Genomic DNA, 25,648 nt, shown 5'->3' with positions numbered 1-25,648 from the left:
CATGGAGAAGCTTGACCTCGGCAGCCGTGGACCAGACGTCTCGATCCTGAGCTACCACGGCAACAAGTTCGTCAGCGGCCTGTTCTGGCGGCCGCTGTCCAGCCAGCGGCAGTACATGAAGGAAGCGCGCAAGCTGGGCAAGGAAGAGCATCTGGACATCGTTGCCATCCGCCATTCGCCGACGGTGATCCAGGCCGGCTTCGTTTCGAAGTCGCAAGGCGCAGTCGAGGGCATGTACTCCCTGGCCTCGGCGCTTTCAGGCCAGTTCGACGGCGACTTCCTGGCCTGCTGGAAAGTCGACGAGGACCGCTACGCGCTGGTCGCCACGCTCGATGGCGCGATTGTCCCCGGGCAGGATTTGGTCACCACCCTCGACGAGGCCCGGGACCGGGTCAGGAAGCTCTCTACGCGCGGCGTGCTGCGAAACGCACAGGTCTTCGTTCCCGAAGGGTTCGATTTCCCCGTCAAGGACTTCGACATCGAGGAATTGCTCGCGCCGAAGCGCCTGCGGCGCGACTACCGCCTCCGGCAACTCACCTTCGGCTTGTCCGCCAGGGAGTGGACGGCAGTGGCCCTGCTCGGTTGCGTGGTAGGCGGGTCGCTAACCGCCTACTACCTATGGAATGCCCACCAAGAAGAGCTCGCCAGGCAAGCCGCGCTCCTCGAGGAGCAGAGGCGCCTCGCCGAGCTGGCCGAGAAGAACGCCCAGGCCAAGCAGCCGCTGGACCTGGCGTCATTGCAGAAGCCCTGGACGCTCATGCCTGACCTCGAGGACATGCTACGCGCCTGTAGCAAGGCAACGGGGGTACTGTCGCTGTCGATCCAGGGCTGGCTCTTCGAATCCAGCAAGTGCGACGGCAGGGTCCTGGTCGCCACCTACCACCGTACCGGCAACAGCACGGCAGCCGACCTGACAGCGGCCAGCCAGCACCTGTTCGCCGACCGCCCCGCCTTCGTCATCGACAACGGCAACACCGCGGCCCTGAAGGTCGATCTGAAGGTCGCCATCGGCAGTGATGAGCCGCTACTGCCGGCGGACGACGTTCTGCAGGCGCTGACCAGCCACCTGTACCGTCAAGGGGTCGAGCCCAAGCTGTCGATCAGCCAGGAAACAACTCCGCCCCTCCCTGGCGCGGAAGCTGCGACTGAACAGCAAGTTGTGTTGCCTTCCTGGAAAAAATTCACCTTCAGCGCCCAGACCCGGCTCCCGGCAGACCTGACCTTCCAGGGGCTGAACGCTGCCGGTGTCCGCATCACCAACCTCGAAACCACGCTCAAGGACAGCCGGTTGGACTGGACTGTCACAGGAGAAATCTATGCGAACTGAGCCGATCGGCATGGCCGTGGCCGTGCTCTTCCTCCTCGCGTCCGGCCAGGCCTGCGCTGGCACCGTTGGCGAACTTGCGGAGATCCAGGCCCAGGCCATCCTCACCGAGGCCAAGGTGCGCCTGGCCACGGCGCAGCGGCAATTGGAAGGCAAAGGCGAAACCGGGCAGGTCGTCAGCGCCCAGGGGCAGACGTTCGCCATGCCGGTGCCGGCGGCGCCGCCGACGATCACGCAGCCGGTTCCGCCAGTGGTGCGGACCATCTACGGCGCCGGCGGCAAGATGACTGCCACGTTCTTGTTCCCGGGCGGGTACGAGGTTGACGCCGCCAGCGGCGCGGAGCTGCCGGGCAACTACCGCGTCGAGTCAATCTCGCTGGACCAGGTCGTGCTCACCGACAAGGACGGCAACCGCGTGCCCGTGGGCTTCTCCAGCGTTGCCCCCACCCAAGCCTCCTCTTCGGCCCAAGGCGCCTCGGTTCCGCCGGCGCTACCCGGGGCTGTACCGCAGCCGTTCATCCAGTAGGCACCGCCATGACGAACCTTCAGATTGCCGCGCTTGCGCAACCCTCCATGGTGACCCAACTGCTCACCGCCGACGGTGGTGAATGGGAGGTATCGAAGCACCTGCAGGAAATCATGGCCCTGGCCGCCGACGGCACGCTCTATCTATCGGAGAGCCACCAGAACGACATACACGTTCTGTCGTTCATCGACCGTCTCGATCGCCGTGGCTTCCGATACCAGCTCAACCTCACCGACCTGCAGACCATTCACCAGCTTTACCGCGCCGTCGCCATGGACGGTCTGGTCGATAGCGATGGCCAGCGCGCCACCCAGATGCAGGAGCGCGTGGTCAAGATCATTCGTAAGGCCACTGAGCTGCGCGCCAGTGACGTGCATTTCGTCGTGAGTCCCGCCGGCACCGGCAGCAAGATCCGTTTCCGCGTCGACGGCCTGCTGAAGACCGTCGAGCAGTTCCGCAGCCAGGAGCTGCACGAACTCTGTGCAACCATCTACCAATCCATGTGCGACGTGGCCGAGCCACTGTTCAAGCCGCAACTGGACCAGGACGCGCGGATGAGCCAGACCTTCGTCGAGAAGCTCAACCTGTTCAGTGCCCGGATCGCCACCCGCCCGCGTGCCGGGGGGTTCCTGATGATCCTGCGACTGCTCTACGACGACACCGGCCTCGACAGCCTGGAGCAGCTCGGCTACCTGCCCGAGCAGAACGCACTGTTCGATCGCATGATGCGTATGCCCTACGGCATCAACATCCTGTCCGGCCCCACCGGGTCAGGGAAGTCGATGACCTTGAAGGTCACAATGGAAGGCCTCGACAAGCTGCATGGCGGATCCAAGCACATCCTGACCATCGAGGATCCGCCGGAATACCGCATTCGCGGCGAAGGCATCAACCAGACTCCACTGGTCTACGACGCCACCGACCCAGACGCAGAACGCCAGGCCTGGGCCGCGGGCATCGCCAACGGCATGCGCCTGGATCCGGACTACATGATGATCGGCGAGGTACGCGATCTCTTCGCCGCTGTCGCCGCGTTCCGTGGTTCGATGACCGGGCACGGCCTGTGGTCGACCCTGCACACCAACAGCGCGATCGGCATTGTCCAGCGGCTGAAAGACCTGGGCGTCGACCCCGGACTGCTGTTTGATCCTGCCCTGCTAACCGGCCTGATCAACCAGAGCCTGCTGCCCAAGCTCTGCCCCCACTGCAAAGTGCGCTTCCAAGACCACCAAGACCAACTCGCGCCCGACTTGGTCGAACGGGTTCGACGCTTGACCGATGTTTCCCAGGTTCACGTCAAGGGGCCTGGCTGCCAGGCCTGCCGTGGCTCCGGGGTCAACGGCCGCTCGATCGTCGCCGAGGTGGTGCTGCCCACCCTCGCCTTCATGCGTGTGTTCGCCAAAGGCGGCCCAGCCGAGGCACGCAACTACTGGGTCAAGACCATGCAGGGCATCACCAAGCACGCCCACGCCATCCGCCGCATCAACGAGGGCATGTTCGACCCGCAGATGGTCGAGGATTTCATTGGGCCACTCGACTTCGATGAGCATCTGCTCGACGACAGCTTCTACTCGCAGGAGGCGTGCTGATGGGGGGCTTCTGGGAGCAGTTGCAGTTCGCCTTCTACAGCAAACAGTTCGGCCGCAAGGAACGCCTGCAGTTCTACGAAAGCATGTCCACCCTGCTCGAAAACGGGGTCCCGTTGAAGGATGCTGTGGCAGAGGTGCACAAGATATTCGCTCATGAGGGGCAGCATCCGTTTCATCCGGTGGCCATCGCCAGTCGCGAAGCGCTGATGGGGCTGTCCAACGGCAAGCGTCTGGCCACCGCCATGGCGCTCTATCTCCCCGCCCAGGAGCGAGCGCTGATCGAGGCCGGCGAGATGAGCGGCAACCTAGTTCAGGCCATGGGCGATGCCGTCTCCCTGGTCGAGGCCCAGGCCAGGATCCGCGCCACCATCTGGCAGGCGCTGCTCTACCCCTCGGCGCTGTCCGCCATGATGGTGTTCCTGCTGTGCATCGTGGCCTATCGCATGGTCCCCAGCCTGGCCAGGCTCTCCGACCCAGTCACCTGGACCGGCCCGCTCGCCACGCTCAACGCCATTGCCAGCTTCGTCACAGGACCTGGTATCTACGTTCTGGTCGCCGTCATCACCCTCACGGTGGTGGTCATCGTCACGTTGCCGACCTACCGCTGGAAAGGCCGGGTCTGGCTGGACCGGACGCTGCCGCCCTGGTCCATCTACCGCATGCTCCAGGGCACCACCTTCCTGCTGAACATGGCGGTCATGCTCAACGCCGGCATACGCCCCTACGACAGCCTGGCCAGCATGATCAAGATCTCCCCGCCCTGGCTGAAGCAGCGCTTGGAAGCTGCCCGCTACGGCGTGGGCCTGGGCCAGAACTTGGGTGTTGCCCTTCGCAGCGCCGGTCACGATTTCCCCGACCGGCAGGCCATCCAGTACCTGTGCATCCTCGCCAACCGGGGAGGCTTCTCCGAGGCGCTGGTCAAGTTCAGCCGCCGCTGGCAGGAGACCAGCCTCAAGCAGATCGAGCTGGCCGCCGGGCTGGTGAAGAACTTCGCCCTGATCTTCATCGGCGCGCTGATGATCCTGGTCCTGCTCGGCGCCTACCAGGCACAGCAGCTCATCCAATCCATGAACCACTGAAACCTCACCAAGGAGCGCTCCATGAGCACTACGCAACGCACTTCCCGTCCGACGCAGGGCGGTTTCGTTTCCATCGAGATGATCATCGTGCTGATCATCATCGCCATCGGGGTCGGCCTGGGCCTGGCCGCAGCGGCTGGGATGTTCAGTTCGTCCAACGCCAACGAGGAACAGCGCAACATCAGCGTTATCGCGGCCAACGCGCGGGCCCTGAAGACCTCTTCGGGCTACGGCTCCAGCGGTACCAACCTGATCCCGAGCCTGATCGCAATCAACGGCGTGCCGAAGAACATGAGTGTCTCCTCCGGCGTCGTCTACAACGTCTACGGCGGATCGGTCACTGTCTCGTCCACCGGCATGGGCTTCTCGATCACCACCAGCAAGTTGCCCCAGGACGCCTGTATCACGCTGGCCACCAAGATCGCGAAGAACACCTTCGAGCAGACCAAGATCAACAGCGGATCCGCGATCACCGGAGAAGTGACCACCGCAGCCGCGACCCAGGCCTGCAGCAGCGACAGCAACAGCATTACCTGGACCTATAGTTCGTGAGTGTGAACCCGATCATCCAGGCTCAGTTCGTCGACCTCTACCTCGGTGAAGGCTTCGCCGACGTGAAAGGCCTGGCCGGCGCCGGCGCGCGCCGAGTCGAAGTGCCTCGCGAGTGGGAGTCGCACGCCCAGGAACTGCTCCAGATCTGCAGGCAAACGCTGGAGGAGCTGCAGGATCCTGAGTTCGCCATCGTCGTCGACGGCGTTCTGCTTCGCGTCACCCTCCTCGAGGACGCTTTCAGTGGCAGCGTCTTCGTGCTGCGCCGGTCGAGCGCCCAATTGCGGGAGTTCCAAGAGATCGGCTATCCGAGCGAAGTGGTTTCCGCACTGATGGATCCGCAGTTGCAGGGCCTGGTCCTGTTCTGCGGCGAGATGGCGACCGGCAAGACCAGCTCCGCCGCCTCTCTGCTCCTGGCCCGCCTGCAGGAGTTGGGCGGGGTGGGCTGCGCCGTCGAGGACCCGCAGGAAACCAACCTCAGCGGTCAGCATGGGCTCGGCCGCTGCATCCAGGTCAGAACCTCACGGCGCTCAGGCGGATACAGCGAGGCCCTGCTGCGCACGCTGCGGGCCGGTGCCGACCTGGTGCTGATTGGCGAGATCCGCGACGAGGACACCGCCTACCAGGCCTGCAAGGCCTCTCTGACCGGCAGCTTGGTGATCGCCACCATTCACGCGAAAAGCTGTCATCAGGCGATCGAGCGCTTGGTGACGCTCGCCCAGCCACTGGCGAGAAACGCCTACGACGTGGTTGCCGAGGGCATCCAAGCTGTGATCTGCCAAGCGCTGGAGAGCGATGGCTCCTCGCGCCGCCTGACCGCCGAGCCACTGCTGTTCACCGGCGACGACGGCCCGTCCATGCGCGACAAGATCCGCCGAAAGGAGGCTCATCTGCTGCAGGACGACCAAGCTCGCCAGTCCCGGCAAAGCCTGTGGAGATAACACCATGAGGAGTAAGCGCAGCAGTGGATTCATTTCGATCGAACTGCTGATCGCCCTGGTCGTGATCGCCATCGCGACCGCCGGCGGCATATCGGTCCTGATGAGCTACCTGGACGGCCTGGACGAGCAGCACGCGGCCCAGCAGCAACAGCAGGTGGCCAAGGCAGCGGAGAAGTACCTGAAGGACAACTTCAGCACGGTTCTGGCCAGCGCCGGCGCCACGGCCCCGGCGGTGATCACCGTCCCGATGCTGCGCAACACCCGTTACCTGCCCGCAGGCTTCCGCGACACCAACATCTACGGCCAGCAATACCAGGTCCTGGCCCGCAAGCCGGCGGCAAGCCAGCTCGAAACGCTGATCGTGACCACGGGTGGTCAGGTAGCTTCCGAACTCTCGATCCGCCGGATCGCGCAACTCATGGGAGCCACCGGGGGATACATCTCGAAAACCAACACCAGTATCGCCCAGGGCGCCGCCTGGCAGGTGGCCTTAAGCAATTTCGATAGCGCTCCCGGCGCTGGACATCTGGCGACGGCGCTGTTCTTCCAGGACGGCGCCATCGCCAACGAGTACCTCTACCGCAATGCCGTCCCGGGTCATCCTGAACTCAACCGGATGAATACCACGCTGGACCTGGGAGGCAACAATATCGCCGCGGCCGGGGCGATCACGGCCAGCGGCAACATCACCACCAGCGCGGACATCAGCGCGCGCAACGTGACAGCCACTGGCACGGTGAAAGCCGGTACTGCTGACGTCGCCGGCGAGACGTACACCGGAGGCTGGTTCCGGACCCGTGGTGACACGGGCTGGTACAACGAGAAATGGGGCGGCGGCTGGTACATGAGCGACAGCACCTGGGTGCGCTCCTGGATGAACAAGAACGTCTACACCGGCGGCGAGATGAAAGCGGGCAAACTCACCGCCGAGGGCCGGACGGAAGTCGGCGAGTACCTACAGCTCAAAGGCGTGGCCACTGAAGGAGCCAACTGCTCGCCGAACGGGCTGGCAGGCATCACCAGCAGCGGACTCTGGCTGTCCTGCCAGAACGGGAAATGGGGACGAACCGCTGCCTCCATGCGCCTGAACACCACGGCCGGCGTGATCAAGGACTGGTGTACGTTGCATGGTCAGGATAGCGCCATGGTGAACTACGACTACGTCCGCTACGCGATCACCTGCGGCGGCCGATTCTGCGCAGTGGGCTTCAACCAGACATTTGGCACCAACTACTCGTTCGGGCTAATCACTGAGATCGGCCCAGGCTTCAACTACCCGGAACCCTACAAGACCCCCGACTCGACCAACGTGACCGTTACCTGCGTGAACTAGCAGGTCGCCACGACTCAAGGACTACCGTATGCCGCTGATGTGGATCGTCCTGGTGCTCGCGCTCATCACCGGTACCTGGCTGAGTGTACAAAGCGACCACGCGACCTCGAGCGCCGAACTGGCCGAGGTCGACACCCTGGCTAGGAGCTTGCTGCTCTACCGCTCCAGTCTGGCGGAGTACGCACACGCCAACCCCGGTTTCACCGGTTTGCCGGCGGACTCCGCTCTTGGTTTACCGGCCTGGTTCCACAAGCCTGCGCGGCTTCAGGGCTACATCGCCGCCGGCACCAGCTACGCCTTCATCGCCTCGCCGCCGGCGGGGCTGGCGGCGGCCGTGGATGCTGGTACGGAATCCGACCTGGTTGGCGTCAGGCGCAACGGCCAGTTAGTCACGCGCCGCCTCGGAGCCACTGCCATTGCGCTCCCTGCGCCCATCCCCGAGGGCGCGGTGGTCGCGGTCAAGTAATCTCCACAGGCCAGTAAACCCCGGCGCTGCTTGATAAACCAGCCTTCTGAACACATAATGCCATCAACTTTGATTTCACCCCGCTGGCTACTGACGGTCATCAGTAGCGCCCTGGTGATGCAGGTTCGCCTCATCGCCAAACCGTAAGCACGCTACAACACCGGGTGGGGCGTGCGGATCTGGTTGAGAATTCTCCCTGTGTCTCCCTGTTCTTTTGCTTGTCATGCAGCCGTCAACTCGTGTCGAGCGAGTTTAAAGGCACATAGGGTTCTCAAGAGGTTCGGTGTTTCCTCGATTTAAGGGTCGTACTGGTGTTACGGCCCCTCCTTTTCCCCTCTCCATGGGTAGCCTGATGCTCCTGCTCCAGGACTATCAGGCTACCCATCGGGATACTTCTCCCTGCCGGTGGCCCGCCGGTGATACGCAGGGCTCCCTTTGTACGCGGATGCGTGCCTACTGTTTGCTGGCCAAGCCACGATAATGGCCGGGTGATGGGATCGAGACGATCAATGCCCAGGGATCGACGATTCAACCACAGGTGGCTCACTTGACTCCCCTTCCAGACACGGCTGGGGAAACCTTTGACAGGGTTTCTGCCAGCCGCTCTCCTCCATCTCCATCGTTGGTTCAGCATAGAGTTGGGTAATCAAAAAAGCAGAGACTGCTGTGAGGGCCGGAAGATTCAATAAGATCTGCTGGCGAAACCTGCCCCCCGAAACCAGAAAAACACGAGCACCTTGCTGCGTCTGCGGCTGCCGAGCACCTGAAGTAATTCAGGGGCGATTCAGAGAGCATTTCTAGAAGGCTTACTCTTCCCTGAGCAAAACAATCTGCTGATTATCTGCCGCCTCCTGCCCGGGCATGCCTAAATTGAGCCGCCTCTTTAGATAGAAAAGTAACGCCCGCCGCGTTTTTATAACGGCCTGACCATTGACCATTTTATAGTCGCGTTCAATAGCTTGTCTTCGAGGCTTTGAGTAGCCTGGGTTCGGACCGATGACTAAAGTGACGAATGTATTCCAATCATTATCTTCAGGGATATCAGATATCGGAGCAAGAACTTCGCCTGTCGAATAAATTCTCCCTAAGACAAAATCCTTATGTTTCTCAGATTTTAAACAGAAGGCCCTGAGATGCCAGCGAAATCCATCAAAGGCAAATGCTCTTGGGAATATCTGTCGATCCTCTGGGAGTGGATGCTCCATTGACTGGTACCCAATCACTATCACTGCTTGCTGTTGGATTGCCCGCAGTAGGGCAAGCATCACGTTGATGTCAGCATTTCGGGTGGGGAACGGCAATGTATCCACCTGCGGGAACCAACCGACGAAGCTATCGCTATGTGCTACCGTTCCTGAGTTTCTCCACAGCAACTCATTTAGATATTGGGTGCTATCAGGTCTATTCAGAACTGGCTCGAAATTTTCCGTGGCGACATAGGTCTTTTGGGTTCGATCGTAGACCATGTTCTGAGGAGCAATCTCCTGGTATCTCGACAGATCCAAGGAGGCCTGAGGAATGGAGATTTTAAAAAATTTCGTAAGGTCAGATCGGTTGAGGCGCCCCTCCCAAAGCAACCTGAAGTCGATGAACTCAAGGCGGCGCTCCTGCCCCCAGCGGCCTGCACGCGGCGAGATATCACTCATGCCTTTGATTTTCCTGTAATTTAAAATAGATATAAAAAATATTCGCACAAAAACTAGACGAGCATAATTTCTAGTCGTATCTTAGCTCCTCAAGTGTGGCCTATCAACCAACACCCGGGAGGATCCATGACTGCGAAAGTAACCTTCTTTCCTGTAGACAACGGGGACATGACTTTAGTGCGCTTGGCTGATACCCGGGTCACTACATTGCTGATCGACATCCACATACGCCAGACTGCCGACGACCCAGCAGATCCTACTCCCGATGTGGCAAGCGAGCTGCGAAAGCGTCTCCAGTACGACAGCAATGGCCGCCCGTTTGTAGACGCATTTCTTCTGAGCCATCCCGACAAGGATCACTGCTCGGGACTGCGCAATCATTTCTGGCTGGGCGCGCCAGAGGACTACCCGGACGATGAACTGGAGATGACAAAGAAGCGAATCTTGATTCGTGAGCTCTGGTCGTCACCAATGGTTTTCCGTCGGGCTTCGAAGAGTCATACGCTCTGCGATGACGCGAAGGCATTCAATACTGAGGCTAGGCGCCGCGTGGCCTACTGGCGGACTTATCGGTCTGCCGGGGATGGCAATCGAATTCGCATTATGGGAGAGGATGAGAATGGTAAAACCGATGACCTGACTCCAATCCTGGTGAAAGCTGGAGAAATTTTCGAGCAGATCAATGGCCAGTCGACTGCAGGACTCTTCACCGCACGACTGTTGGCCCCCTACCCCAAACAGGATGACGCAGAGCTGGAGGAGACACTGTCGAAAAACCATTCCAGTGTGATCCTCAATATTCACCTCTCACCGTATCAATGGGCAGCCAATCCCACTCGCTTTCTCACTGGAGGGGATGCGGAGGTAGCTATCTGGAAACGGCTTTGGGAGAAGTATGAACTCACTCCTGAAGTATTGGCATACGACCTACTTCAGACGCCCCACCACTGTTCATGGCACTCGCTCTCTTACGACAGTTGGTCAACCTATGGCGAGGAAGCGGAGGTCTGCCAGGAGGCTCGGAATGCTTTAGGACAGGCACGTGAGGGGGCAACCATCGTCTCTAGCAGCAAGAAAATTCTTGACGATGATATCGATCCGCCCTGCATCCGCGCTAAGCGAGAGTACAAGTTTATTCTTCAGTCGGTTGATGGCAGTTTTCTGTGCACGGGGGATCTCAAAGGGCCGGAGCCCCTTGAGCTTGAATCGCAATCAGATGGCACGTTGGCTCGGGTTATTGTTGGATTGGGAAGCGCAGCAGGTAGCGCTGTTGCCGCAGCTGCACCTCGAGCAGGCCGAGCATGATCGAGTACTTCGATTGGGGAAGTCCTCTCAACAGGACAGATGCTGAGCGATCATTGAGTCCGCTAGCCCAGTCATTGCTGAAGGCTTGCGAGAATAACCCCTACATCGAAGTAATTGAGCTGCGTGCAGGGGAGGATTTGGGCCCTGTAGAGGCGATCATCATTGATGCCTGCGATGGAACTGTTCCGCGAGCGAATCCCGGCGGCATCCATCGCAATGAGCGACTTGCCATCACAGTAGGACACAGTGATGGCCTCCGCATGCCCGTGATCGTGCGCCCACTGCGTAAGGACTTTCCCGCCCTATCTCACCAGCATCCGACACCTCCTGATGCTCCTCGTGCATTGTGCCTCTACAACATTGCGTGGAGTGCAGTGGAGCGCACATGGACAGCTGAGCGGTTCCTTTCCAGGCTTTTCTGGTGGCTGCGTGAATCTGCTGCGCTGAAGCTTCATCGTGAAGATCAGCCTTTGGAGCAGCTCTTCTATATGAGCCCTTATCAGGTACTGCTCCCTGCCAACTTTTCAGAGCTTGCCGGTCGCAATGGTAGCTGCGTCATTAAGTTGGTGGCGGGAGATTTCAGCGGTTCGACAACACTCCGTGTTACGCCTACCTCTTCAGCGAAGATTGCCAAACAGGAGTTGCGTGGCTACAGATTGCTATCGCTTGCTGTTGATGGGGTTGGTTCATCCGCGGTGCTGGAGTTCCCTCAGACACTTGGCCAGTTGCATGAGCGTTTAGGTACTTGGGGGAGCAATCTAGCTATCAATTTATACGAAACCTTAGTTAACGGGATCCCTACCAATGGCCTCTCCGCGTTATCGGAGACGAAGCATGAGGGACTGTTAATCGTCGTCTGGATTCCGCGACTCCGAGATGGCCAGGTGGAGCGATATGATGCTCTGGGGTACCTGGTTATGAGCTCTTTCTTTGAGCTTGCCAAAGCATGCGGAGTGATCTCGCATCCTGACGCAGACGGGCGATATTTTCATTCGCCATTGATAGGTCTACCGGCGGGTGAAATGCCGGCATCCGATTGGCTCTCCACTGCATTAATTCCGGTCGAAGTGCGCATTGCACTAGATGCAGAAAGAGCCCGAAAAATTTCCGCACTGGATCCAGCAACAGCAGACTTCAAAGGCGTGCTGGCTGGGGCTGGGGCACTGGGTAGTATGCTAGCCGATATTTGGACTCGGCAAGCATGGGGAGAGTGGGTATATGTCGATCCAGATCAATTTTTACCCCATAACCTAGCCCGCCATGTTGGCTTCGATGATCAGCTTGGATACAGCAAGGTTGACTCCGTGCAGGCATTGGCACGAAGCGTCTATCCAAACGAGCATGTACCTGTAGCTATCTCGAAAAGCATCGTTGATCAGGATGAGGTGGTTCTGGCGGCGATTGCAAATGCGAGCCTTCTTGTTGATGTAACTACTACATTTAGTGCACCTAGAGAGCTAGCCCAACGAGACAATGTGCCGAGAACAGCCAGCCTGTTCCTTACTCCATCGGGTGGGGCGTGCGTCTTACTGCTTGAGGATGCCGATAGAGCGATACGAACCCCTGCATTAGAGGGGCAGTATTACAGGGCCATTCTTGGGGAGGACTGGGGGGCGCACCATCTTGACAATCATTATGGCGATATGTGGGTTGGCGGAGGGTGTCGTGATATTTCCGTTTGCTTGCCTGTCGAGCGTGTTCACCTGCACGCAGGGATCCTTTCTCGTCAGCTTAGGCAAAGCCTCCTAGCGCCCTGTGCTAGGGCCTGCGTGTGGAGCATCGACGAGCGGTCTGATTCGGTAACAGCCTCAGAAATTGAGCTTCAACCTGTACATGTGGCACAGGTCAATGGGTGGTCGATTATCTATGACGATGGTCTGATTGCTTTGCTCTGCCAGCTCCGTGAGCGGGCTCTTCCTTGCGAAACTGGGGGCATTTTATTAGGAGTGACAGACCTTAAAAGCAAAACCATTGTTTTGGTCGACGCTCCTCCTGCGCCTATTGATAGCCAATCTAGTCCGAGCCACTTTGTACGTGGACGAGAAGGTCAAGAAGAAGTTCTAAAAGAGGTCCATCGACGTACTGCAAATGTGGTGGATTACGTGGGGGAGTGGCATTCCCACCCTCAGGGATGTTCTGCAAACGCCAGCACCGATGACCAAAAGCTTTTGGCTTCGCTTTCCAACTTGATGTCCGGAGAGGGGCTACCCGCACTTATGCTGATTATGGCCGATAAAGAGGTCAGTCTGCACCTAGCTTGAAGTTGTTGTTTCAAAGTAGGCAGCACCATGCGCGTATCGCGCAGTGAGCTGCCTTGGATTAACTCATAACTTTGGCAGAGTTTTTATGGGCAAAGGAATGGCAGAAGGTATAGAGATTGATTTTTTACCTGTAGGCAACGGAGAGCACAGCGGAGACGCAATCGCTATTCGTTGGCGTGAGGGAGATGTGTTTCGCGTGCTGGTTTATGACGGTGGTACTCAAGAGTATGGTGCCGCATTGGTTGAGCACATCCAGAAGCACTTTGACACCAACCACGTCGACTACCTAGTTAACTCTCACCCGGACAACGACCATGCTGGAGGGTTAACGCATATAGTGGAGACCCTTTCTGTAGGAGAGGTGTGGATGCATCGCCCTTGGGAGTACAGTAGCGAGATTCGCCACTACTTCCATGATGGGCGCATTACTGACGACAGCCTAGCTGAACGCTTGAAAAGCAAAATGACGGCTGCTTTTCGCTTGGAAGAAGCTGCTCTGCAGAGAAAGATCCCTATCTTTGAGCCTTTCGCGGGTAGTCGAATTGGAATTTTTCAAGTGCTGTCACCCACTCGGGAGCGATATGTTCACGACCTTATTCCCGCATTCGAGAAGTCCCCTGAGCTAAAGGTGGAGAGTGCAATGGAGGCAGTCTTGGACTTCGGCCGTAAAGCCATTCAACTCATCGCAGGTGCTTGGGACATTGAATATTTGCCCGATAGCGTCACTACGAGTGCCGAGAACGAGAGTAGCGCCATTTTGTTTGGGATCAATGGGGGGCGCGGCTATTTGCTGACCGGTGATGCCGGAGTTGAGTCACTCAAGGCTGCAGCTGAGTTCGCCACTGGCCAGGGCATCAATCTTCCGTCTGCCGTTAATTTCGTACAGATCCCACATCACGGAGGCCGTCACAATGTGTCCACTGACGCATTAAATTTGATTGTTGGAGAACCTGTGCCAGAGAGTCACTCGCCACAGCGGAGAGCTTATGTCTCAGCTTCGAAAAAAGCACCAACTCATCCCAAGCGTGTGGTCACAAACGCGTTCATTCGCCGCGGCTTCAAGATTGGCCAAACGAAGGGTGTTGCCATCCGCCACCACCGTAACATGCCTGCAAGAAATGGCTACGGAGTGATGACCTATGTTCCTTTCCATTATGAGGTTGAAGAATGAGCAATCTGCAGGGGTTAGGCACAGGGCTATCCAAAGCTGCGCTTTTGTTCGAACCTTATGAGCGCCAAGCACGCCTATATCCAGCTTTTCTCTGTATCTTGCCGCTCGTGGTCATGGCCATCACGCTATACGGCAATCAATTGCTCGATATGAAAGGGATCTTCGCGCTTGCGGGAGGAGCGGGCTTGATGTACCTCCTAGCCGACATCGTGCGTAGTAAGGGTAAGGAAAAGGAGAAAGCTCTCTGGCAGGAATGGGGCGGCGCCCCTAGCATCCAGATCCTACGTCACCGAGATGGTGTCTTAGATTCAGTATCTAAGGGACGGTACCACGAAATCCTAGCGTCAAAGATCAAAGTGAAATTCCCGACTAAGGAGGCAGAGGCTGCGGATCCGGCAGCAGCAGATGCCGTCTATGCGGCAGCAGGCAACTGGCTTCGGGAGGCCACGCGCGATAAGAAAAGGTTCGACTTACTGTTCCGAGCCAACGTGACCTACGGCTATCGCAGAAATGGTTTTGGTGTGCGTTGGCTCGGCCTTCTGATCAGCTTGGGGGTCGTGGGCTGGGTTGTAGTTCGGCTAGGCTTCAGTTCCTGGGAGCAGAGACTGAGTGCTGCTGCTACCCCAGAAGCGCTCTTGGGGGCCGGCGAAGTTGCCTCGCTTGGAGCGGCTCTACTCATGGCTCTCATCTGGGTCTTCTACTTTTCAAAGTCCCGCGTACATGAAGCTGCATACTCATACGCTTGCCGTCTCATTTTGGCATGCGAGGCTCTTCCTCTCCGCGTAACTACAAAAGCTGCCAAAAGAGAGACGGCATCTAAATAGTGACGCTGTCGCCACGTAGACTTTTGTAAGAGCGATTTAACTCTTCTCACCCATTTGGGCATTAGGTTCGTCTCATCAGCTATTGGAGTATTTCGTTAATCATATCTCCACCTCCAATGTTGAGCGCTGTCCTATCGCTTGACACCTCCCTCCCCCGCTTCGATGATAAGCGCGTGATCCGCTGACGTTGTCAGCGACATGCCCCATGCAGCTCGGATCCGAAATGCTGCAGCACAGTCCACCGTGTTGATCCAACCCAAGACCGCATAGCTTCTGGTAGCGCGGTCGGTCGGCCTCGGTCGATAGAAGCTCCCTTCCGCAACCCAGCGGGGAATCCACTTCCCCGCCAGGGCCAGTGTTTTCTCCGCACCCTCAACCTGCAGGAGAAACACCATGTCCAAGCAATCCACCAGCTTCGAAATCGGCTTTGCCCTCGGCAGTGTTGTGCGTGAGTTCCGCAGAGCGCTCAGGCGCCCTCCGGTCGTAGTGCAAGCACAAGCGCCGGTTGCGTTGAGCGTCCAGCGCATCGATCCTGCCTTCCTGGCCGGCCCGACCGCTGGCGAGCTAGAACACATCAGCGACATCCCAGCCATCGTCCGGCTGAAGAAGGTCAACCTGAATGACTGGTATCTAGCCAATACGCGCGAGGCGCAAAAGCCCAAGCGCGCACGCAAACCCAAGCCGGCCAAGGCGACCGCCAAAGCTGAAACGCCAGTCAGGAAGGAGCTCAAGCTGGGTTCCCTCGATCAACTGATCGCCCCGGTTGATCCGCTGACCTGCTGATCCACACCTCCCACCAACCCTGCCGGGAAACCATCCCGCAGGGTGGTTTTCCGGTATTCATCGAGGAAAACCATGGGGTCCGCAAAACTTTCCGCAATCGCAGAAGATCTACGCAAGATTGGAACCACGGCGGTAGCCGCTGGTTTGATCGGCATTTTTCTCGGCGAGCATCGCATCCTGACTGCCCTTGCGCTGTCGGTAGGTGTGGTAATCTGGTCTACAGGTATCTACCTGACTCAGGAGGAATCTTGAGATGAGCCAAACGACTTTCGGCGTGATCATGCTGACCGCCTTGCTTGTAGTGTGCTTGTCGATGGCGGCCTGGGCCGATTGGCCCAACCTCAAGCGCAAGCTTACGAAGTTGAATCATCGGCACCGCCCGCACTGACCTCAAGCCCCTCCGTATGAGGGGCTTTTTCATTCGCGGGGGCTTGACAACTGCAACAGGCCTTTTCATTCTTTGCATCGTGAGCTGCTGACGTTGTCGGCAACCCTCCCCCAGTAGTCATGATCTGAAAGACTACGACACGGATTTCCGTGTAGATCGAACCCAAGATCGCACCAGCTTCCGGTAGCGCGATCAATCAGCCCACAGGTTGATGGAAGCCCTCTCCCTCTGCTTTACCTCCCAATACCGACCCATGCGGGGAATACTTTTCCCTGACGGGCAAGGTGTTTCTCCGCTTTCGCTTACGAAACTGGAGAATCATCATGAGCAACAACACCCAAGCCCAAGAAGCCAAATATTTCGACCTGCACACCACCGGTATCGGCTACCTCAATCGCATCCGCGAGGTACCGATCCGCCGAGGTGAACCATTCCTCGCCGTAACCGTCGCAGCCCTCCATGGCGCGGCAGACAGCGTGGAATACTCCTACATCGACTGCAAAGTGGTCGGCGCCCAGGCTGAAAAGCTTGTCCGCCGTTGCAAGGAAGCAGTCGAGGCCAAGAAGAAGGTTCTGATTTCCTTCCGTATCGGCGATATCTGGGCGGATCCCTTCATCCACCAGAAAGGCGAGAAACAAGGTAAGCCCGACGCAAGCCTCAAAGGCCGGCTGCTCTTCATCTCCTGGATCAAAGTGGATGGCACCACCGTCTACGATGCGAAGGAAGAAGCTGAAAAAGCCCAGCAAGGCCAAGGCGAACCTCAAGGTGAGCCCGCAGCCCCCGCTGATCACGCTGAACCAGCTGCTGCTTGAGCACGGCTTGATCGAATACCGGCCCTCATCCCGAGGGCCTTTCACTACCTACGCTATGCGCCACTCTTCATCGCATACCCATCCGGGGGGCACCATCTCCCCCAGGGCGTGGTGTTCTCCATTATCTGGAGATCATCATGAGCAATATCCAAATCGTAGATCTGCCCGCCCTGCCGGAAGTTGAGGAGGTTAGCCTCAGCGACGTCGAGGACGAGCTGCTGCTCAGCAGTCAGTTCTGCAACTTCGCCTGGCTGTTCCTGGCCAGCAACAATGCCCAGGTATCTGCCTTGGCCTAACCGCCAGACATTTCCCATTTAGGGGACCACAGTCCCCTGTGGGACTGGTGTTTCCTACCGAAAGGAGAATCACCATGCAATACGGAAAGCGGGCACTTGCCCATCTTCGTCTCGAACTGCCGCTGCAGGTTCTTATGTCTAACGCCGGCTTCTATATCGGCACCCTTGATGAAGAAGGGCCAGCCTCGCGCGAGTCGGTTGAATATTACCCCTCACGCGAACTTGCCCAACAGGCATTAGACAACGGCACTTGGACGCAACGGGGATATTAAGCTTTACCCTTTTGCCCATGTGCATCTTCTAATTCAACCCAGACGGGGTCATCACCCCTGTTGGGAGGTGACCTCTCCGATTTGATTACGAATTGGAACTCACCATGAACACATACCCAGAAAGGCTCCCAGCTCTACTCAACATCGGAGTGCATGCTGCACAAAGCAGGTTCGAGTACATCCAGTGCAAAGGCTTGGTTGATGAATTTGGCGATGCCGGACTCAGTATCGAGCTTTATGTAATTCAAGATGCAATCGAAGCTTTGGCGCAGGCCGACTGTGATCATGGTTGCGACTCAAGCACATCACCGGTACTTCAATACTATGGCCTGGTAGAGCGATACCAGAAGGCTCGGCGTAAAGAAGAACACCTATCGCGTTAACTGCAACAACTCGACATCACCTGGGCGCTTCGGCGCCCCTTACTCACCTGGAGGTCCATAGCCTCCAAGGGCATGGGCTTCCCGGCAACCGGAGATATCCCATGACTCAACTCAACCCGTTTATTCGCGGGTATGAGAGTTTCCGCATCGAGCGAAACCTGCAGATTACTGACGAAGGCAACAATCTACCGTGCTACCGCGCTCTGCATGAAACCCAGCAGCACCTCCCAGACGAATATTTTCAGTGCGAGCTGTGCTACTTCAATAACGATTTCGCCGTGGTAGTCCAAGAGTTAGACGATGAAAGAGTTGAAAAATGCCCTCACCAAGGAATAGTGAGAAACGTACTTTACAGCATCTACGGTGAGCAGGACGGCAGAAAAAAGCTTATCGGAGACCAATACTCACTGACCGAAGCCGAGAGTGTCGTTCGGTACCTTTCGTTCGGCGGCGGTTATAACCGCTGCTGGGAGATCAGAAAAACACATCTACCCATCAGCGCGTGGAATAGCCTCTACGAAAGGTTCTCGACCAAGATGCCAATCCGCTTGCCCTCGGTGTTGGTATCGCTCTTCTGGTGTAACGAGCACGGTGCCGTGGGCTTTCGCTTGCACAACACCCCTTGGACGGATGAGTGTCTGGAGATCCTGGAGATGACCGCAGCCGCTCTTCGACAAGAACAGCTTGCCTTCGGCCTCGACGAACACCTGGTCGATCTGCTTCACCTCGCGGGACAAGCAGACATTCGGCTCCTGGTACTTGATCCATTCGCGCCCACGCTCAAGGGCCTGCCGCTTTATGACGATTGAGCAATCCGGCCGGCGGGAAATCCCGCCAGCCCCCGAATTCGAATTGGCTCGCTGTCGTTGACAGCGCCTCCCAAGGAGCCAGGGTTTAAGGCTCCGGCGCGCAAGCGCTAACCCACCCAAGACCGCCACAGCACTCGGCAGCGCGGTCGCATCACGCAAGTGATGGAGTGCATCCTACCCACCCACGCGGGGACCTCATCCCCGCGGGAGAGGCCTGCGTATTCGGAGACCTCTCATGACCTCTCTCAACAACCACTCCAGCGCAGGTCACACTGCTGCTTACCTCAAACTCCCGATCGTTCTCACCAACGCGGCCTGGCTGCGCCTGGTCTATCTCGCCAACCCTGCCAGGGTCGACGAGATGGGCACCCGGCTGGCCAGTGTCGTTCAAACCGCCTGGCAGGAGCTTTCGCTCCAGCCGACCGAGAAGCACATCCAATTCCACCTGTACCACAAGGAGGAAGAGGGGCAGGACCGCGCGCTCGCGCTGCTGGTTCTCTCGATAGTCGAGCCGTCCGATGAGCCTTCCTACCTGCGCATCGAGCTGCAGGAAGAAAGCCTCCCGGGCGACCCGGATACCGAGTAGCTCTCCCCTCACCACGATCCCGCTTCGGCGGGATCATCCTTTTCGCAGGTCACGCCATGATCAACATACCCGGCCAGTTGGCCATTCGAACCATCAATGGTCGCAATGGCGAGTTCAACGTGGGAAAGCTCTCGACCTCGATCGGGGAGTTCGTCATCAAGGACGCTCTCCTGGACCAGCACATCGAAGGCAAGTACCGCGGTGATTTCGCCATCACCGAGATCCGTCCCTCGTACTACACCACCGGCGGCCGGCTGGTCGTCGAGATCCGCGCCAAGCTCGACAGCATGACGCTGGACGACGTGGACAACCTCAGCGACGAGGAGGCAGAGCGTCTCTCTGGAAATGAGGTGGATCCGCTCGACGAAGTGCCCGCGATACAGCAACCCACTGCCGCACCGGCGGCACTGCCGAAGTCGCCCCCGAAACCGAAGCCTCTGCGCCCCAGTGCAACTGGGGACGACGCGCCTTTCGGTATGGACCCTCCGGCTTCTGCAAAGCAGGCCGCCCCTCTGGACACAGATGCGGATGCAGAACTGTTCGGGACGGTCTGGCCGCTAGGCGAAATCGTCAAGCTGGACACCACGGTCGACCGCAAGCGACTACGCCAACAGTGCGTGCGACTCGGCGCGCTGGGCTATGAGCTCGACTTCAAACAACAGGTGTGGACCCGCAAGGAGGCCGCATGAAATCGATCTACAACACCCCAGGCTTCAGCGAGGAGTTGTTGCTGGTTTGCGCCTCGCTGCGCGAGGTCGGACTAGACAATCTGGCTGACCAGTTCCGCGCGGCAGTGTTCGACCGATCTGTCGTCGACCAGGCCATCATCGCACTGCGTGAGCGGGTGAAGACCCCTTCGCCGGAGCATGCGGCCGACAACGAGCCCTGGTTGTACTGCGACTGGCAGGCCAGGCAAACAGCTTACCGGCTCCTCCAGCGCCTTGAGCGCGCAACACGCTGAAGCAACACCCTACCAACCCCTGCCGGGCTCTCCCGTCAGGGAGACCTGGCCAACCACAGGAGCACACCTATGGGATGGCTTTTCTCACATCAGACGAAGGAAGACCTGCTGCGTGAGCTGCTGGCCCCAACCAGTACCTTCGCAGGCAGCACCGAGGTGCTGGCACACGCAGTCTCCGGCAATGAACTTTGGACTGTCGTAAAACGAACTTTTCACCTTGCCGGATTCTATTTCGGCAAGCCGGCCGGTCACTCGATCACCATGATCGAGCTGCACTTGCTGGACTGCTCGGCCGGGCAATGGGGCTACAAGACCATTCCAGAAAGCGCCGGCCCGTTCTACTACGGCTGTCCGCTGGAGTTCCTGGACCTGGCTCACGATGAGATCAACCAGGAATGGCGTGAACGCCTGACGCACGAACACCAAGCCTGACCGCACCAACCACTTCCCTTGAGGGGCTCCCTCAAGGGCGCTCCTCGTCTACCACCAGGAGCACACCATGAACCCATTGTTCACCAACCTCACCCAGGAAACCCTCGCCTACCTCGAGGACCAACTGTCCAACAACGACGTCGCCGGCGACGACGAGCTCATCGACCTGTTCATCGAGGAGCTGTCGCTGACCTTGGAGCAGGCCGAAGCGGCTGTCGCGCTACGCGATCAGTACCTCTGCCAGGTCTTCCTGATCGGCCAAGGGCCGCTGCACCAAGCCGATGGGCTCAGGTTCGACCCTCACACCAAGAGCGTTCGGTAGCCACCACGCTCCCCTGCACCAGTTGGACTACACCCCGAGGGGCTTCACCGCCCCTTGAGGGCGGCGTGGCTCCTCCTTCCAGGAGGTTCCTATGCCCAGTCCCACCCCGCTCTACCAGATCGAAGAGTGCCCAGACCTGTACGTCGACGCCTGCGTGTGCGACGAGCAGCGCAACCTGGTCTTTCTTTCGGCCTGGGGCCGCGACACCGTGACACAAGAGTTCCTGGCCAGGCTGACGCTGGGCCGGGAAGAAAATGGCATCGACCATTTCCACATCATCGTGGACGGCCGCCGATTACCTGTCTTTCCAAACCAGGATCTCCTGGAGAAACGCACCACCCGCCAGTTCCGCGGCACGTTGTTCGGCAGCCTGCTCAATCTTTGGCTGTTCGATCGACGCGCCTCGGCGCCCGACCGAGGCAATCACCTCGCCTTCGCACTCCTGCAGCGCGATGAGGATCCACACCAGAGGCTCTGGCCGCTGGTGATGGAAACCTGTCCGCTCCCCCTCCTGCAGCACTGGCGCGAGCCGGTGATGGAGGTCCTCACCCAGCACCAGATGTTGACCGCCCTACCCGGGACGATCGGCAACGTCTGCGCCTGGCGACTCGCCCTGCGGGTCGACGTGCTCGAGCCCACCCTCGGTGAGCTGATCCGCGAAAGCATTCTTACCACCGATGCTCAGGCGCAAGCCTGAGCCATCCCTCTCAGACTCAAGGAGGCCCCATGGCCCTCATGTTCCCGCGCTTGGCGCGCAACTTCGCACGCAACGGCTATTTCCCTACCGATGAGGTCACCCTCGAACGCGCTCTGCAGGCCCTCGCTCCTGCCCCGTCGGGCAGAATGAGGATCTGTGATCCCTGCGCCGGTGAGGGTGTTGCCCTGGCTGAGGCAGCACACACCCTCGGCCGCGATCAGGTCCAAGCCCTCGCTGTCGAGTACGACCGCGAGCGCGCCGACCATGCCCGAGGATTGCTTGACCGAGTGCTGCACAGTGACCTTTTCGACACCATGATCAGCAGGCAGTCGTTCGGACTGCTCTGGCTCAACCCGCCTTATGGCGACCTGGTGGCGGACCACTCCGGTGCGTCGCAGTACCAGGGCAGCGGCCGCCGGCGTCTGGAGAAAGCGTTCTACCAGCGCTGCCTGCCGTTGCTGCAGTACGGCGGCGTCATGGTTCTGATTGTTCCTCACTACGTCTTGGACGATGAGCTGACTGGCTGGCTGAGCAACCACTTCACCGGCCTGCGCATCTACGCAGCCGCGGATCCTACCTTCAAGCAGGTGGTGATCTTCGGCATCCGGGTCCGTCGGCAGGACCTGGCCCGGGCGGACGCCAATCAGGTGAGGTCTCGCCTGCAGACGATTGGCGCGGGCCAGGAAAAGGCCGAGGAAATTCCAGCGGCTTGGCCGTGGGAACCCTACGTGGTTCTGCCGGCCACCAGCGAGCTGGAGCACTTCTACCGAGTAACCCTGGAGCCGGAGCAGTTCGCCGGTGAAATCCAGCGGCTGCGAGGTCTCTGGCCTGACTTCAACCTGCACTTCGCGCAAGCGGGGCTGCAGCCGCGCCCACCAGTCCGCGAGCTGTCTCGCTGGCACCTGGCCCTGGCCCTGGCCGCCGGCGCGATATCCGGCGTCGTGCGATCGAAGTCGGGCCGGATCCTGGTCGTGAAGGGGGACACCTACAAGGACAAGGTCCGCAAGACCGAATTCACCGAGGACGACGACGGCAACATCACCGAGGTGAGGATCCTCACCGACCGTTTCATCCCGATCATCCGGGCATGGGAAATGACACCCTCCTCGGTCAATCAGGGCCGCGTGCTGACCATCAGCTCCTCGGCCGCGACCACGGAAGAAGCTGAAGAGCCCCAACCTGAGCCGGCCTCTGCACCGCTGCTGTTCAGCCCTGGCCAGGTCGTGATGACCGCAGCCGTGAGCCACCTGGTGGAAACCGGTCAACTCAACCCAGCGCCTTTGCTGAAACGCCATCTGGCGGGAGACTGGGGGACGCTGGACCAGGAAGACTGGAACACCAACCAGAGAGCCCTGAAGTTCGGCGATCGGCTGCTGTCGTCCTACGACATCGACGCCGGCGACGAATCCAGGCTCTGGATCATCACTGAGGCAGACCGCAGCTCAACCACGCTTTTGCTCCCTAGCGATTACTGACCTCGCCCCCGCGGCGACTCCTACCACTCCACCCTGCAGGGTACGCCGATACCCGAAGGGGACCGTGCACGCCCTGCTCCGTTCTTCACCTGCAGGAGATGCACATGAACGCTCTGACCCAACCGGCCGCCCTGGCCGCCTCCCCCCTGAACATCAACCTGACCGACTTCATCGACGAGTTCGGCGACGAGCTCCTGGAGTCGCTCAATCGCTCCAACCCCCCGGTCTATACCGGCTCCGACAACGCTCACCGCCAGTTGGTGATGGACCGACTCAAGCGCAAGCCCTTCGCGGCCCAGGCCGAGGTCGTCCAGGCCATCACCGCCCTGTTGCTGGACCGTAACGAGCAGGCCGGAATCATCAACGCCGAGATGGGCACCGGGAAAACCATGATGGCCATCGCTGTCGCAGCGGTCATGCACGCGGCCGGCTATCGCCGGACCCTGGTCATCTCTCCGCCGCACCTGGTCTACAAGTGGCGCCGCGAGATCCTGGAGACCATCCCAGCCGCCCGAGTCTGGGTACTCAATGGCCCAGATACTCTACTCAAGCTGCTCAAGCTGCGAGATCAGATGGGCGACGCCTACGACGGACGCCAGGAGTTCTTCATCCTCGGCCGCGTGCGGATGCGGATGGGCTTCCACTGGCGGCTCGCCTGCTGGAAGAAACGCGCCGCCGGCGGCCAGTTGCTCGCTGCGTGCCCGGATTGCGGGCAGGTCCTCGAGGACCTGGAAGGCAACCTGGTCACGGTGGAGGAGTTCGAGCGTGGTGACCGTCGACGTACCTGTTCCTCCTGTCGTGGGGCGCTCTGGACGCTGATCCGGCCAGGCAAGCCCAACGGCGGCAACCGGCGCGCAACGATCCTCACGTCGATGTGTCGGATTCCAACCATCGGCCCGGTCAGGGCGGAGCGCCTGCTGAACGACTTCGGCGAGGACTTCCTGGCCACGATGTTGGTGGACAACGTCTCGGAGTTCATCAACCTGATGGACGCCAAGGGCAACTTCGTCTTCAGCGATCGGCAGGCCAAACGCATGGAGCGATCGATGGCGAACATCGAGTTCGGCTTCGGTGAAGGCGGCTACCAACCGACTGAGTTCATAAAAAGGCAGCTTCCCAACGGCTACTTCGACCTGCTGGTGGTAGATGAGGGACATGAGTACAAGAACAGCGGCTCGGCTCAGGGCCAGGCCATGGGCGTTCTCGCAGCCAAGGCACGGAAAACGGTGCTGTTGACCGGAACGCTCATGGGCGGCTACGCCGACGACCTGTTCTACCTCCTGTTCCGCATCCTCACCCAGCGCATGATCGAGGACGGCTACCGGCCCAACGCGCGCGGCAGCATGGCTCCAGCAGCCATGTCGTTCATGCGCGACCACGGAGTGCTCAAGGACATCTACACCGAACGCGACGGTGACTCGCACAAGACAGCCCGGGGCAAGAAGCTCTCGGTACGCACGGTGAAGGCTCCCGGCTTCGGCCCGAAGGGCATACACCGCTTCGTATTGCCGTTCACCGTGTTCCTGAAGCTCAAGGATATCGGTGGCAACGTACTGCCCGACTACCAGGAGGAGTTCGTCGACGTGCCGATGGCGCCTGAGCAGGCCTCGGCCTATCAGCGCCTGGCGGCCACGCTGACAGCGGAGCTCCGCCAGGCTCTGGCGCGACGAGATACCACGCTCCTGGGCGTGGTCCTCAACGTGCTGCTGGCTTGGCCGGACTGCTGTTTCCGACCGGAGATCGTCAAGCATCCGCGAAGCCGGGACACCCTGGCCTTCGTGCCAGCGATCTTCGGCGACGAGCAGTTGATGCCCAAGGAGCAGGCGCTGGTGGACCTCTGCCTCGAGGAGAAAGCGAAGGGCCGCAAGGTCCTGACCTACACGGTCTACAGCGGGACGCGCGACACCACGTCCAGGCTGAAGAAAGTGCTCGAGCAATCCGGGCTGAAGGTGGCAGTGCTACGTGCTTCGGTCGATACCGCTCGACGCGAGGATTGGATCCTCGACCAGGTCGATCGCGGCATCGATGTGCTGATCACCAACCCGGAGCTGGTGAAGACCGGGCTGGACCTGCTGGACTTCCCGACCATCGCGTTCCTGCAGACGGGGTACAACGTGTACACCTTGCAGCAGGCCGCGCGGCGGTCGTGGAGGATCGGGCAGAAGCACCCGGTGCGGGTGGTGTTCTTCGGCTACGCCGGCAGCTCGCAGATCACCTGCTTACAGCTGATGGCCAAGAAGATCGCTGTGGCTCAGAGCACGTCGGGAGACGTTCCCGAGTCAGGTCTCGACTCGTTGAACCAGGATGGGGATTCGGTGGAGATGGCGTTGGCACGACAACTTATTGCAGCATGAACTCATAGGCCACCTCCGGGTGGCCGTTTTAGCTTCATTTTTACTCATCTAGAACTGCCTTTGC

28 protein-coding genes are annotated in these 25,648 nt (G+C 59.4%); 27 read left to right on the top strand and 1 reads right to left on the bottom strand.

All coding sequences use genetic code 11. The features are described 5' to 3' along the window. Position 1: 1 nt before the first annotated feature. Genes pilO2 through pilM form a run of 8 tightly spaced genes read left to right on the top strand, consistent with a single transcriptional unit; the run spans position 2 to position 7,807 of the window. Positions 2 to 1,327, top strand: coding sequence for a type 4b pilus protein PilO2 (pilO2, locus tag HMPREF2914_RS17410; RefSeq protein ID WP_033945029.1), 1,326 nt, complete (start codon positions 2 to 4; stop codon positions 1,325 to 1,327). Beyond that, positions 1,317 to 1,850, top strand: a complete 534-nt coding sequence (pilP, locus tag HMPREF2914_RS17405; RefSeq protein ID WP_004352829.1) for a type IV pilus biogenesis protein PilP — start codon at positions 1,317 to 1,319, stop codon at positions 1,848 to 1,850. The genes pilO2 and pilP overlap by 11 nt, the downstream gene beginning before the upstream one ends. Positions 1,851 to 1,858: 8 nt before the next feature. Then, positions 1,859 to 3,439: a GspE/PulE family protein gene (locus tag HMPREF2914_RS17400; RefSeq protein WP_003134124.1), complete on the top strand. Its 1,581-nt coding sequence runs from the start codon at positions 1,859 to 1,861 to the stop codon at positions 3,437 to 3,439. After that, positions 3,439 to 4,518 (top strand): type II secretion system F family protein, encoded by a 1,080-nt coding sequence (locus HMPREF2914_RS17395; RefSeq protein WP_003109360.1) that lies wholly within the window; start codon positions 3,439 to 3,441, stop codon positions 4,516 to 4,518. Before HMPREF2914_RS17400 ends, HMPREF2914_RS17395 begins: the two co-directional genes overlap by 1 nt. A gap of 21 nt (positions 4,519 to 4,539) precedes the next feature. After that, positions 4,540 to 5,070: a type 4 pilus major pilin gene (locus HMPREF2914_RS17390; RefSeq protein ID WP_003099765.1), complete on the top strand. Its 531-nt coding sequence runs from the start codon at positions 4,540 to 4,542 to the stop codon at positions 5,068 to 5,070. Continuing rightward, positions 5,067 to 6,008 carry an ATPase, T2SS/T4P/T4SS family gene (locus HMPREF2914_RS17385; protein WP_003134125.1) on the top strand — a complete coding sequence of 314 codons (942 nt, stop codon included), beginning with the start codon at positions 5,067 to 5,069 and terminating at the stop codon, positions 6,006 to 6,008. The genes HMPREF2914_RS17390 and HMPREF2914_RS17385 overlap by 4 nt, the downstream gene beginning before the upstream one ends. A gap of 4 nt (positions 6,009 to 6,012) precedes the next feature. Beyond that, entirely contained in the window at positions 6,013 to 7,341 is a 1,329-nt protein-coding gene (pilV, locus tag HMPREF2914_RS17380) for a shufflon system plasmid conjugative transfer pilus tip adhesin PilV (protein ID WP_033945028.1), read from the top strand. Between the two features lie 28 nt (positions 7,342 to 7,369). Beyond that, positions 7,370 to 7,807: a type IV pilus biogenesis protein PilM gene (pilM, locus tag HMPREF2914_RS17375; protein ID WP_003134129.1), complete on the top strand. Its 438-nt coding sequence runs from the start codon at positions 7,370 to 7,372 to the stop codon at positions 7,805 to 7,807. An 806-nt stretch (positions 7,808 to 8,613) separates the two neighbouring features. Here the strand turns inward: pilM and HMPREF2914_RS17370 are convergent. Beyond that, a complete protein-coding gene (locus HMPREF2914_RS17370; RefSeq protein WP_033945026.1) occupies positions 8,614 to 9,453 on the bottom strand; it encodes a BrxR family helix-turn-helix transcriptional regulator in 840 nt (279 codons plus the stop codon). Between the two features lie 126 nt (positions 9,454 to 9,579). Between HMPREF2914_RS17370 and HMPREF2914_RS31735 the strand changes: the two genes are divergently transcribed. The 19 genes from HMPREF2914_RS31735 to HMPREF2914_RS17295 all read left to right on the top strand — a co-directional run bounded on the left by HMPREF2914_RS31735 (position 9,580) and on the right by HMPREF2914_RS17295 (position 25,584). Continuing rightward, positions 9,580 to 10,758 carry a ComEC/Rec2 family competence protein gene (locus HMPREF2914_RS31735; RefSeq protein ID WP_023094853.1) on the top strand — a complete coding sequence of 393 codons (1,179 nt, stop codon included), beginning with the start codon at positions 9,580 to 9,582 and terminating at the stop codon, positions 10,756 to 10,758. Continuing rightward, positions 10,755 to 13,019 carry a Mov34/MPN/PAD-1 family protein gene (locus HMPREF2914_RS31730; protein ID WP_003134145.1) on the top strand — a complete coding sequence of 755 codons (2,265 nt, stop codon included), beginning with the start codon at positions 10,755 to 10,757 and terminating at the stop codon, positions 13,017 to 13,019. The genes HMPREF2914_RS31735 and HMPREF2914_RS31730 overlap by 4 nt, the downstream gene beginning before the upstream one ends. 85 nt (positions 13,020 to 13,104) lie before the next feature. Further along, positions 13,105 to 14,190, top strand: a complete 1,086-nt coding sequence (locus HMPREF2914_RS31725; protein ID WP_023094854.1) for a ComEC/Rec2 family competence protein — start codon at positions 13,105 to 13,107, stop codon at positions 14,188 to 14,190. Then, positions 14,187 to 15,014 (top strand): hypothetical protein, encoded by an 828-nt coding sequence (locus HMPREF2914_RS17360; RefSeq protein WP_023094855.1) that lies wholly within the window; start codon positions 14,187 to 14,189, stop codon positions 15,012 to 15,014. The genes HMPREF2914_RS31725 and HMPREF2914_RS17360 overlap by 4 nt, the downstream gene beginning before the upstream one ends. A gap of 393 nt (positions 15,015 to 15,407) precedes the next feature. Continuing rightward, complete coding sequence (locus HMPREF2914_RS17350) at positions 15,408 to 15,797, top strand: hypothetical protein (protein ID WP_033986425.1); 390 nt, start codon at positions 15,408 to 15,410, stop codon at positions 15,795 to 15,797. A 72-nt stretch (positions 15,798 to 15,869) separates the two neighbouring features. Beyond that, entirely contained in the window at positions 15,870 to 16,049 is a 180-nt protein-coding gene (locus HMPREF2914_RS17345; protein WP_004347955.1) for a hypothetical protein, read from the top strand. A 1-nt stretch (position 16,050) separates the two neighbouring features. Continuing rightward, positions 16,051 to 16,185: a hypothetical protein gene (locus HMPREF2914_RS33005; RefSeq protein WP_003109366.1), complete on the top strand. Its 135-nt coding sequence runs from the start codon at positions 16,051 to 16,053 to the stop codon at positions 16,183 to 16,185. 323 nt (positions 16,186 to 16,508) lie between these two features. Next, complete coding sequence (locus HMPREF2914_RS17340) at positions 16,509 to 16,997, top strand: STY4534 family ICE replication protein (protein ID WP_023094856.1); 489 nt, start codon at positions 16,509 to 16,511, stop codon at positions 16,995 to 16,997. 137 nt (positions 16,998 to 17,134) lie between these two features. Continuing rightward, entirely contained in the window at positions 17,135 to 17,293 is a 159-nt protein-coding gene (locus HMPREF2914_RS32665) for a hypothetical protein (RefSeq protein WP_003121002.1), read from the top strand. A gap of 74 nt (positions 17,294 to 17,367) precedes the next feature. Next, positions 17,368 to 17,565 (top strand): hypothetical protein, encoded by a 198-nt coding sequence (locus tag HMPREF2914_RS31720; RefSeq protein ID WP_058199496.1) that lies wholly within the window; start codon positions 17,368 to 17,370, stop codon positions 17,563 to 17,565. Between the two features lie 484 nt (positions 17,566 to 18,049). Continuing rightward, a complete protein-coding gene (locus HMPREF2914_RS17335; protein ID WP_004347950.1) occupies positions 18,050 to 18,757 on the top strand; it encodes a DUF5983 family protein in 708 nt (235 codons plus the stop codon). A gap of 235 nt (positions 18,758 to 18,992) precedes the next feature. After that, positions 18,993 to 19,343, top strand: a complete 351-nt coding sequence (locus tag HMPREF2914_RS17330) for a hypothetical protein (RefSeq protein WP_003134150.1) — start codon at positions 18,993 to 18,995, stop codon at positions 19,341 to 19,343. 56 nt (positions 19,344 to 19,399) lie between these two features. Next, positions 19,400 to 20,032 (top strand): DUF3275 family protein, encoded by a 633-nt coding sequence (locus HMPREF2914_RS17325; protein ID WP_033945024.1) that lies wholly within the window; start codon positions 19,400 to 19,402, stop codon positions 20,030 to 20,032. Beyond that, positions 20,029 to 20,304 (top strand): hypothetical protein, encoded by a 276-nt coding sequence (locus HMPREF2914_RS17320; RefSeq protein ID WP_003117060.1) that lies wholly within the window; start codon positions 20,029 to 20,031, stop codon positions 20,302 to 20,304. The genes HMPREF2914_RS17325 and HMPREF2914_RS17320 overlap by 4 nt, the downstream gene beginning before the upstream one ends. A gap of 69 nt (positions 20,305 to 20,373) precedes the next feature. Then, a complete protein-coding gene (locus tag HMPREF2914_RS17315) occupies positions 20,374 to 20,736 on the top strand; it encodes a hypothetical protein (RefSeq protein ID WP_003134152.1) in 363 nt (120 codons plus the stop codon). A gap of 67 nt (positions 20,737 to 20,803) precedes the next feature. After that, positions 20,804 to 21,058, top strand: a complete 255-nt coding sequence (locus tag HMPREF2914_RS17310) for a hypothetical protein (protein WP_003149550.1) — start codon at positions 20,804 to 20,806, stop codon at positions 21,056 to 21,058. A gap of 91 nt (positions 21,059 to 21,149) precedes the next feature. Then, a complete protein-coding gene (locus HMPREF2914_RS17305; protein ID WP_003125296.1) occupies positions 21,150 to 21,755 on the top strand; it encodes a hypothetical protein in 606 nt (201 codons plus the stop codon). A 29-nt stretch (positions 21,756 to 21,784) separates the two neighbouring features. After that, positions 21,785 to 23,230 carry a DUF6094 domain-containing protein gene (locus tag HMPREF2914_RS17300; protein WP_033936396.1) on the top strand — a complete coding sequence of 482 codons (1,446 nt, stop codon included), beginning with the start codon at positions 21,785 to 21,787 and terminating at the stop codon, positions 23,228 to 23,230. Positions 23,231 to 23,334: 104 nt separating this feature from the next. Continuing rightward, positions 23,335 to 25,584, top strand: a complete 2,250-nt coding sequence (locus tag HMPREF2914_RS17295) for a DEAD/DEAH box helicase (RefSeq protein WP_003086216.1) — start codon at positions 23,335 to 23,337, stop codon at positions 25,582 to 25,584. Positions 25,585 to 25,648: the final 64 nt, after the last annotated feature.

The sequence above is a fragment of the Pseudomonas sp. HMSC067G02 genome (assembly GCF_001813485.1).
GTDB lineage: Bacteria > Pseudomonadota > Gammaproteobacteria > Pseudomonadales > Pseudomonadaceae > Pseudomonas > Pseudomonas aeruginosa.
The sequence above is the reverse complement of the archived record's forward strand: the minus strand, read 5'-3'. Positions and strand labels throughout refer to the sequence as shown.

Excerpts from the sequence above, each read along its gene's own strand:
- HMPREF2914_RS17325 (WP_033945024.1), top strand. The coding sequence starts at position 19,400 with ATGATCAACATACCCGGCCAGTTGGCCATTCGAACCATCAATGGTCGC.
- HMPREF2914_RS17320 (WP_003117060.1), top strand. The coding sequence starts at position 20,029 with ATGAAATCGATCTACAACACCCCAGGCTTCAGCGAGGAGTTGTTGCTG.
- HMPREF2914_RS17305 (WP_003125296.1), top strand. The coding sequence starts at position 21,150 with ATGCCCAGTCCCACCCCGCTCTACCAGATCGAAGAGTGCCCAGACCTG.
- HMPREF2914_RS17360 (WP_023094855.1), top strand. The coding sequence starts at position 14,187 with ATGAGCAATCTGCAGGGGTTAGGCACAGGGCTATCCAAAGCTGCGCTT.
- HMPREF2914_RS31730 (WP_003134145.1), top strand. The coding sequence starts at position 10,755 with ATGATCGAGTACTTCGATTGGGGAAGTCCTCTCAACAGGACAGATGCT.
- HMPREF2914_RS17295 (WP_003086216.1), top strand. The coding sequence starts at position 23,335 with ATGAACGCTCTGACCCAACCGGCCGCCCTGGCCGCCTCCCCCCTGAAC.
- HMPREF2914_RS17400 (WP_003134124.1), top strand. The coding sequence starts at position 1,859 with ATGACGAACCTTCAGATTGCCGCGCTTGCGCAACCCTCCATGGTGACC.
- HMPREF2914_RS17340 (WP_023094856.1), top strand. The coding sequence starts at position 16,509 with ATGAGCAACAACACCCAAGCCCAAGAAGCCAAATATTTCGACCTGCAC.
- HMPREF2914_RS17335 (WP_004347950.1), top strand. The coding sequence starts at position 18,050 with ATGACTCAACTCAACCCGTTTATTCGCGGGTATGAGAGTTTCCGCATC.
- HMPREF2914_RS17300 (WP_033936396.1), top strand. The coding sequence starts at position 21,785 with ATGGCCCTCATGTTCCCGCGCTTGGCGCGCAACTTCGCACGCAACGGC.
- pilM (WP_003134129.1), top strand. The coding sequence starts at position 7,370 with ATGCCGCTGATGTGGATCGTCCTGGTGCTCGCGCTCATCACCGGTACC.
- HMPREF2914_RS17390 (WP_003099765.1), top strand. The coding sequence starts at position 4,540 with ATGAGCACTACGCAACGCACTTCCCGTCCGACGCAGGGCGGTTTCGTT.
- HMPREF2914_RS17345 (WP_004347955.1), top strand. The coding sequence starts at position 15,870 with ATGGGGTCCGCAAAACTTTCCGCAATCGCAGAAGATCTACGCAAGATT.
- HMPREF2914_RS32665 (WP_003121002.1), top strand. The coding sequence starts at position 17,135 with ATGAGCAATATCCAAATCGTAGATCTGCCCGCCCTGCCGGAAGTTGAG.
- pilP (WP_004352829.1), top strand. The coding sequence starts at position 1,317 with ATGCGAACTGAGCCGATCGGCATGGCCGTGGCCGTGCTCTTCCTCCTC.
- HMPREF2914_RS17315 (WP_003134152.1), top strand. The coding sequence starts at position 20,374 with ATGGGATGGCTTTTCTCACATCAGACGAAGGAAGACCTGCTGCGTGAG.
- HMPREF2914_RS33005 (WP_003109366.1), top strand. The coding sequence starts at position 16,051 with ATGAGCCAAACGACTTTCGGCGTGATCATGCTGACCGCCTTGCTTGTA.
- HMPREF2914_RS31735 (WP_023094853.1), top strand. The coding sequence starts at position 9,580 with ATGACTGCGAAAGTAACCTTCTTTCCTGTAGACAACGGGGACATGACT.
- HMPREF2914_RS17350 (WP_033986425.1), top strand. The coding sequence starts at position 15,408 with ATGTCCAAGCAATCCACCAGCTTCGAAATCGGCTTTGCCCTCGGCAGT.
- pilO2 (WP_033945029.1), top strand. The coding sequence starts at position 2 with ATGGAGAAGCTTGACCTCGGCAGCCGTGGACCAGACGTCTCGATCCTG.
- HMPREF2914_RS17395 (WP_003109360.1), top strand. The coding sequence starts at position 3,439 with ATGGGGGGCTTCTGGGAGCAGTTGCAGTTCGCCTTCTACAGCAAACAG.
- HMPREF2914_RS31725 (WP_023094854.1), top strand. The coding sequence starts at position 13,105 with ATGGGCAAAGGAATGGCAGAAGGTATAGAGATTGATTTTTTACCTGTA.
- HMPREF2914_RS17330 (WP_003134150.1), top strand. The coding sequence starts at position 18,993 with ATGACCTCTCTCAACAACCACTCCAGCGCAGGTCACACTGCTGCTTAC.
- HMPREF2914_RS17370 (WP_033945026.1), bottom strand. The coding sequence starts at position 9,453 with ATGAGTGATATCTCGCCGCGTGCAGGCCGCTGGGGGCAGGAGCGCCGC.
- HMPREF2914_RS31720 (WP_058199496.1), top strand. The coding sequence starts at position 17,368 with ATGCAATACGGAAAGCGGGCACTTGCCCATCTTCGTCTCGAACTGCCG.
- HMPREF2914_RS17310 (WP_003149550.1), top strand. The coding sequence starts at position 20,804 with ATGAACCCATTGTTCACCAACCTCACCCAGGAAACCCTCGCCTACCTC.
- pilV (WP_033945028.1), top strand. The coding sequence starts at position 6,013 with ATGAGGAGTAAGCGCAGCAGTGGATTCATTTCGATCGAACTGCTGATC.